The sequence below is a fragment of the Paenibacillus sp. EKM10P genome (assembly GCF_011800655.1).
GTDB lineage: Bacteria > Bacillota > Bacilli > Paenibacillales > Paenibacillaceae > Paenibacillus > Paenibacillus polymyxa.
Window position 1 is genome coordinate 219,338 of the sequence record NZ_JAALET010000006.1, and the last position, 6,577, is coordinate 225,914.

General features: G+C 45.8%; 7 protein-coding genes and 3 tRNA genes. All 10 read right to left on the reverse strand.

Translation table 11 applies throughout. The features are described from left to right. Window positions 1-124: 124 nt before the first annotated feature. Window positions 125-622, reverse strand: a complete 498-nt coding sequence (locus tag HFE01_RS16740) for an acyltransferase (RefSeq protein WP_167438531.1) — start codon at window positions 620-622, stop codon at window positions 125-127. After that, window positions 619-1,272, reverse strand: a complete 654-nt coding sequence (gene ppaX / locus HFE01_RS16745) for a pyrophosphatase PpaX (RefSeq protein ID WP_107734395.1) — start codon at window positions 1,270-1,272, stop codon at window positions 619-621. The genes HFE01_RS16740 and ppaX overlap by 4 nt, the downstream gene beginning before the upstream one ends. Continuing rightward, entirely contained in the window at window positions 1,269-2,324 is a 1,056-nt protein-coding gene (gene lgt, locus HFE01_RS16750; RefSeq protein WP_107734394.1) for a prolipoprotein diacylglyceryl transferase, read from the reverse strand. Before lgt ends, ppaX begins: the two co-directional genes overlap by 4 nt. A gap of 43 nt (window positions 2,325-2,367) precedes the next feature. Next, window positions 2,368-3,306 carry an HPr(Ser) kinase/phosphatase gene (gene hprK, locus HFE01_RS16755; RefSeq protein WP_016820103.1) on the reverse strand — a complete coding sequence of 313 codons (939 nt, stop codon included), beginning with the start codon at window positions 3,304-3,306 and terminating at the stop codon, window positions 2,368-2,370. 341 nt (window positions 3,307-3,647) lie between these two features. After that, window positions 3,648-4,772 carry an ABC transporter ATP-binding protein gene (locus tag HFE01_RS16760; RefSeq protein WP_013368790.1) on the reverse strand — a complete coding sequence of 375 codons (1,125 nt, stop codon included), beginning with the start codon at window positions 4,770-4,772 and terminating at the stop codon, window positions 3,648-3,650. Between the two features lie 103 nt (window positions 4,773-4,875). Beyond that, window positions 4,876-6,018 carry a PucR family transcriptional regulator gene (locus tag HFE01_RS16765; protein WP_019685782.1) on the reverse strand — a complete coding sequence of 381 codons (1,143 nt, stop codon included), beginning with the start codon at window positions 6,016-6,018 and terminating at the stop codon, window positions 4,876-4,878. A 160-nt stretch (window positions 6,019-6,178) separates the two neighbouring features. Further along, a tRNA-Lys gene (locus HFE01_RS16770) sits at window positions 6,179-6,251 on the reverse strand. Window positions 6,252-6,258: 7 nt separating this feature from the next. Continuing rightward, window positions 6,259-6,344: transfer RNA gene (locus HFE01_RS16775), tRNA-Tyr, on the reverse strand. A gap of 9 nt (window positions 6,345-6,353) precedes the next feature. After that, window positions 6,354-6,426, reverse strand: a tRNA-Phe gene (locus HFE01_RS16780). Then, the coding region (locus tag HFE01_RS27080; RefSeq protein WP_207714782.1) for a hypothetical protein at window positions 6,392-6,577 on the reverse strand (186 nt) is incomplete at its 5' end. The genes HFE01_RS16780 and HFE01_RS27080, both read right to left, overlap by 35 nt.

Genomic DNA, 6,577 nt, shown 5'->3' on the forward strand with positions numbered 1-6,577 from the left:
CGCTTTGCAAAAATATCTATTATCAATTTTTAAACATAACCAACATGCATTACCCCACTTATTATACAGAAAAACAGCACAAGAAAGACCCCTTAATATATAAGGGGCCTTTCTTATCATGCTATTACTTCTCATCCACACCAGAGCGTCTTAAATCACGCAATGGATTACCGCCTACAAAAGCACCTGCCGGCACATCTTTATGCACAACCGCTCCGGCCGCTACCACAGCTCCGTCACCGATGGTAACACCCGGCAAAATGGTTGTGTTTGCGCCGATCAGCACACGATCCCCGATCACCACTTTACCGATGCGATACTCCTGTATAAGGTATTCATGAGCCAGTATGGTCGTGTTATATCCAATGACCGAATTGTCCCCGATTGTGATATGCTCTGGAAAAAAAACATCCACCATCACCATCAGACCGAAGGCTGCATGTTGCCCAACCTTCATCCCCAGCATTCTGCGGTAGATAACATTTTTCAGAGAAAGCACAGGACAATACCGGGCAATCTGTATGAAAATGAAGTTCTTAACGCCTTTCCAAGGGCTCACCGTCCGATAAATTTGCCACAACGCATTGGGACCTTCTACAGGATAGCGGTTCACCTTTCTCACGATACATTGACACCTTGAAGCTCCAGCTTCAGCAAATCCCTCATATCATATAGCATGTAGTCTGGTCCATATCCGCGCAGAGTTTCCTCACCCTTGAGCGACCAGGCCACTCCTGCAGATTTCACACCTGCCGCCTGAGCTGACAAAATATCAAAGGAACTGTCTCCAACCATCAACGTATGTTCCGCTTTAGCATTCAAACCTGCTAAAGCCTTGAGCACTGGCTCCGCGTGAGGTTTCGGATGCTCCACATCGTCTACCGTAACAATATAATCCATAGAGGAAGTCAGATTAAACAGGTTAAGTACACGTATCGTGGATGGTCGTATTTTAGTTGTCACAACCCCCAACTTAATTCCTCGTGCACGCAGCTCCTGAATAACCTCAATGACATGTGGAAATGGCTTCACCATTTGATCATGATGAATTTGATTGTAGGCACGGTAGTCTTTAACCAGCTCAGATACATCCGTTAATCCCGTAAAAGTACGGAGCTGATCGTCCAACGTTCCTCCCATATGAGGAATAATGTGTTCCCGCGTCAGCGGATCAGCATCTGGATGTTTCAAAATGTGTAGAAATGTGCTGATAATCAACTCATTCGTATCCATAATGGTACCGTCTAAATCAAACAAAATCGTATTTATCATAGATGCTCCTTCTTGTCCTCATCCGTGTCTTCCTTAGATAGCTTATCCGCTGTGGCTGTTAGAGAAACCGCATCCTGCCCAGGACGGGATACTTGTTCTGGCGTCATATCAGGTACCTGATCAATCCCCGTCTTGCTGGAGACAATCGGGTCGCTATATCTCGCAACGGCCGAGCCCTTCCGACGACGAACCAAGATAAAAATCACGGCAGCCACAATGATGAAAATAGCAAGCAACTGTGAGATCCGTACATTACCGTAATTCGGGTCCAAGTACCCCGGTTCAAACCCTAGCCATACCATAGGGGACCACAGAGCATTCACAAAGGAAGCCAGCCAGTCCGGTCCCTGAAAGGCCAAGCTGTCCGTCCGCACCCGCTCGATGAAAAAGCGACCAATAGAGTACCAAATGAAGTAAAATGCAAACATTTCACCCGCACGTACAAATTTCATCCGGCGAATCACAAGCAGCAAAATCACGCCTACAATACTCCACAGCGATTCGTACAGGAACGTAGGGTGGTGAAACACCCCGTTAACGTTCATCTGATTCACAATGAAATCCGGTAGATGCAGCTGACTGCGCAAAAAAGTCTCCTCCGTTGGTCCACCGTAAGCCTCTTGATTGACAAAATTACCCCAGCGTCCAATCGCTTGACCGATTAATAGACCCGGCGCACAAATATCAGCAACACGCCAGAAGTTATATCCTTTATAACGGAAATAAATAACCGCACATATAATAGCACCAATCAAGGCACCATATATCGCGATACCGCCATTCCAAATTTTAAAGATATCCCATAGATTATCCCGGTAGTCTTCCCATTTGAAGGCTACATAATAAATACGCGCTCCAATAATGGCCGATGGAACACCCAGAAGCAGCATATCCATAAAGAATTCCTGCGGAATACCGAATCTTTTTCCCTCACGGATGGCGAGATATAAACCCACAAGCGCCGCCAGCCCCAAAATAAGCCCATACCAATGGACCTTGATTGCCCCGATCGAAAAAGCAATCGGATTCAGCAGTAATGTTGCCGTTGACATATGTTTCTCTCACTCCTTGTCCTTCCTTGCAACCGAACGAACCTTAATCCATCTCTTCCATATCTTCAGAAATCGTAGCAGTCAGCTTGTTTGTAAATTGCAGGGCTGCATTAACGCCCATTTGTTTCAAACGATAGTTCATCGCCGCTACCTCGATAATAACAGCCAGATTTCGGCCTGGACGAACTGGAATCGTAACGAGTGGAACATCTGTATCAATAATGCGTGTAGTTTCTTCATCGAGACCGAGACGGTCATACTGCTTGTCCTGTTGCCATGCCTCCAGGCGGACAACCAGTGTAATTCGCTTATTATTACGAACTGCACCAGCACCAAACAGTGTCATCACATTAATAATGCCTACGCCTCGAATTTCAAGCAGGTGACGAATGAGTTCAGGTGCTGTTCCATGCAACTGAAAATCGGACGTTTGCCGGATTTCTACCGCATCATCTGCTACCAAGCGATGCCCACGTTTGACAAGTTCCAGTGCTGTTTCACTCTTACCAATTCCACTACTGCCTGTAATAAGCATTCCCACGCCATACACGTCACATAATACGCCATGAATAGTTGCCGTAGGTGCCAGCTTTCTTTCCAGAAAACCTGTGATACGGCTCGATAAAATCGTCGTCGCCATATTAGTTCGCAGTACAGGAATATCTCGCTCTGTACTTGCCTCCACTAGCTCGGCCGGTACTTCCAGGCCACGTGTGATGATAATACATGGAGTCAGCTCTGTACACAAACGCTCCATTCGATCCCGTCGCTCCTCAGGAGGCAGCATACCCAGAAAGGCCAGCTCAGACCTTCCCAAAAGCTGTACCCGCTCCTGTGTATGATATTCAAAATACCCGGCCATCTCCAGGCCTGGGCGATTCAAATCGTCCACGGTGATCAGTCTGCGCAGACCCTTTTCACCGGAAATAACCTCCATTTGGAATTGCTGTACAAGCTCGGATACCTTTACCTGTTTAGCCATTGTATTCTCTCCTCATCTGCAAAAACCGGATTCTATACGCCATTTGATTTATGTAGCATTATTCTATTAACCATACAACCCCACGCAGTCTATCCTGAATGAGTCCACACTTCACTTGATTTAACAATAGGATTCCAGGCTATCCCTATCCCGACAGTTGGAGGCCCCAATCTGGAACTCCTGCCAACGAACCTTGTCTGAATCTAGACCTGCACCATTGTACACCCATCGTATCGGAATTTTCCATTGAATGCAATGCCGAAGCTAGTAGCGGATATGATATACAAAAGAGTCGCAGTTCTCCGCTTGGGAAAACTGCGACTCTCTTCCAGAGGCTGATCTTATTCGCCAACCAGAATGCTCAATTCCGATTCCTTATCAAAAATATGAACTTTGTTCATATCAACAGCCAACTTCGCTTTGACACCATCACGAGTATTGGAACGTCCGTCTACACGGGCAATAATCGTATCGTTTCCAGCACCGCTCAGGTACAACAGCATTTCATGACCGAGATTTTCCGTTACATCCACAGTGGATGTAAAGATCGTGTTCGGAGAAGCCTCCAAGAATACAGGCTCTTCATGAATATCCTCAGGACGAATGCCCAAGATCACTTCTTTGCCAATGTAGCCTTTCGCTTTCAAAATCTGTCCCTTACCTTCAGGTACAAACAGATCCAGACCTGGTGCTGCGAAATGCAATGCACCTTCTTTTTCAACCAGCTTACCTGAGATAAAGTTCATTGTAGGAGAGCCGATAAAACCAGCAACGAACAGATTCACTGGACGGTTGTACAGTTCATCCGGGGATGCAGCTTGTTGAATGATACCATCCTTCATAACTACAATCCGATCACCCATCGTCATGGCTTCAACCTGGTCATGTGTTACATAGATAACGGTCGTTTCCAGACGCTTAGCCAACTTCGTGATTTCTGCACGCATTTGACCACGCAACTTGGCATCCAAGTTGGACAGTGGCTCATCCATCAAGAATACTTGTGGGTCACGCACAATCGCACGTCCCAAGGCAACACGCTGACGCTGACCGCCTGATAACGCTTTCGGCTTGCGATCCAACAGATGCTCAATATCAAGGATTTTAGCTGCTTCACGTACGCGTTTATCAATTTCTTCCTTTTTAACCTTGCGGAGCTTCAGACCAAAAGCCATGTTTTGGTATACATTCATATGCGGATACAAGGCATAGGATTGGAATACCATCGCGATATCGCGGTCTTTTGGAGCCACATCGTTCACAACACGATCACCAATGTACAATTTACCGTCCGAAATTTCCTCCAGACCAGCAATCATACGAAGTGTAGTAGACTTCCCACAACCAGAAGGACCAACCAATACGAGAAATTCTTTATCTTGAATGTCCAAATTGACATCAACAACCGTAGCTTTTTCTGCACCCGGATATTTCTTGAAAATATGCTCTAAACGTACGCCAGCCATAGCTTTTGCCTCCCCAAGGTCAAGTTTTGAAATCGAATACATTTTCTACTTGTATCTTACCCTAGTACCCAAAGCCTGGCTATTCGCAAACTGCACAAAAATGCTATTTCCTTTTTGTCACTTTGTACAATAGCAGATATAGTTTGACCAAAACTGCATCATTAAACGTCCGCACGTCCAATCCGGTCTCCTGTTTAATCTTGTCCAAACGGTAAATCAACGTATTACGGTGAACATACAGACGCTTGGCTGTCTCACTCACATTACAATCCAGTTGAAAAAAGATATCCAATGTAGCCATCGTTTCTGAGTCTTCCAGTATGACAGATGACTTCATTACCTGCTCCAAAAATAGTACACGCTGCTCCTTGGGAATGCGATTTAACAGTCTCTCCAAATGAAGCTCCCATGAAAGGTGGATGTGCTCTGTTACATGAAAAAGCTTGCCAAGATGGATCGTCTCCCATAATAAATTCAGCTCGTGGGGGAAACTTTGCAAAGGGACCGAAGGCTTGGAAATCGCCAAATGGAATACACCGACCCATTCATTCGCGATAAGCTCATATAACCCCAAGCTAAAAGCCGTAAGTACCTCCTCCAGCGGTTCCGCAAAATCTGCCTCTCTAGTCTCAGGATCTTTATCCCGTTCATCGTCGGCTCCTAATAACAGCTCCTTTTTTGCGAGAATCAGCCAAGATTGTTCGTCTAATGGAGTAAGCAGCACTTCCCCTCCAAAATAGCTCGCTAACAATCGATGAAGCTGCGTATAGGTAATAGCCCCATCCTGTGTTCCCTCGCCATTCAGTAAAAAAGGCACCATACACGCTGATAACGAATCACGAAGCTCCAATTCAGTGGGAACTTCTTCCTCACTGTTTAGGTCGGCAGCCTGCTGTATGAGCCATTGTCCAAAACGATTCATCCGCTCTTCCTCGCTATAGGCTGGGTTGATCGACAAGCGTGGACCATTCTGCCAGACTTGTTCCATGTTCCCCAGTAACGCTTCTATCAACTTCCGTTCTCGATCCGTCAAATATCTGTCCTCTACCGCAAAAGCAGCCAGTTCACCTGCCGATGCACGAAACGGAAAATATAATTTATTCTCACTAACAAACGATCTATCCGGTATAACTGAATCGGCTGTTTCTCCTTCTGCCATCATTTCTGGGCACCAAGGCACTATGGTAAAAGGCGCTTGAATTATATTCTGAAGCTGTTGCTGAATCCATTCTGTATCCAAAGTCACGCGATCACCACTTCACTTTTTTTAGAATATAGATTAAAAACACTAAGCGAACATAATGAACTCATTATAACCCGTCGATACCTTAAAATAAAAAGCTATATAAAAACATAACTTATAACAATACAAAAAAAGCCATCAACTTATAGTTGATGACTTCTGATGAGCCATGAAGGACTCGAACCTTCGACACCCTGATTAAAAGTCAGGTGCTCTACCAACTGAGCTAATGGCTCGTAAAACTGGTGGAGGATGATGGATTCGAACCACCGAACCCGTAAGGGAGCAGATTTACAGTCTGATGCGTTTGGCCACTTCGCTAATCCTCCATATAAAGGTGGCTCGGGACGGAATCGAACCGCCGACACGAGGATTTTCAGTCCTCTGCTCTACCGACTGAGCTACCGAGCCATATCCATTGGCAAAAAAATAAAGTGCGGAGGGATACCCCTTCCCACTTTAGTACGGCGAAAATACTAAGCTGAAAAATGGCGGAACTGACGGGATTCGAACCCGCGATCTCCTGCGTGACAGGCAGGCATGTTAGGCCTCTACACCACAG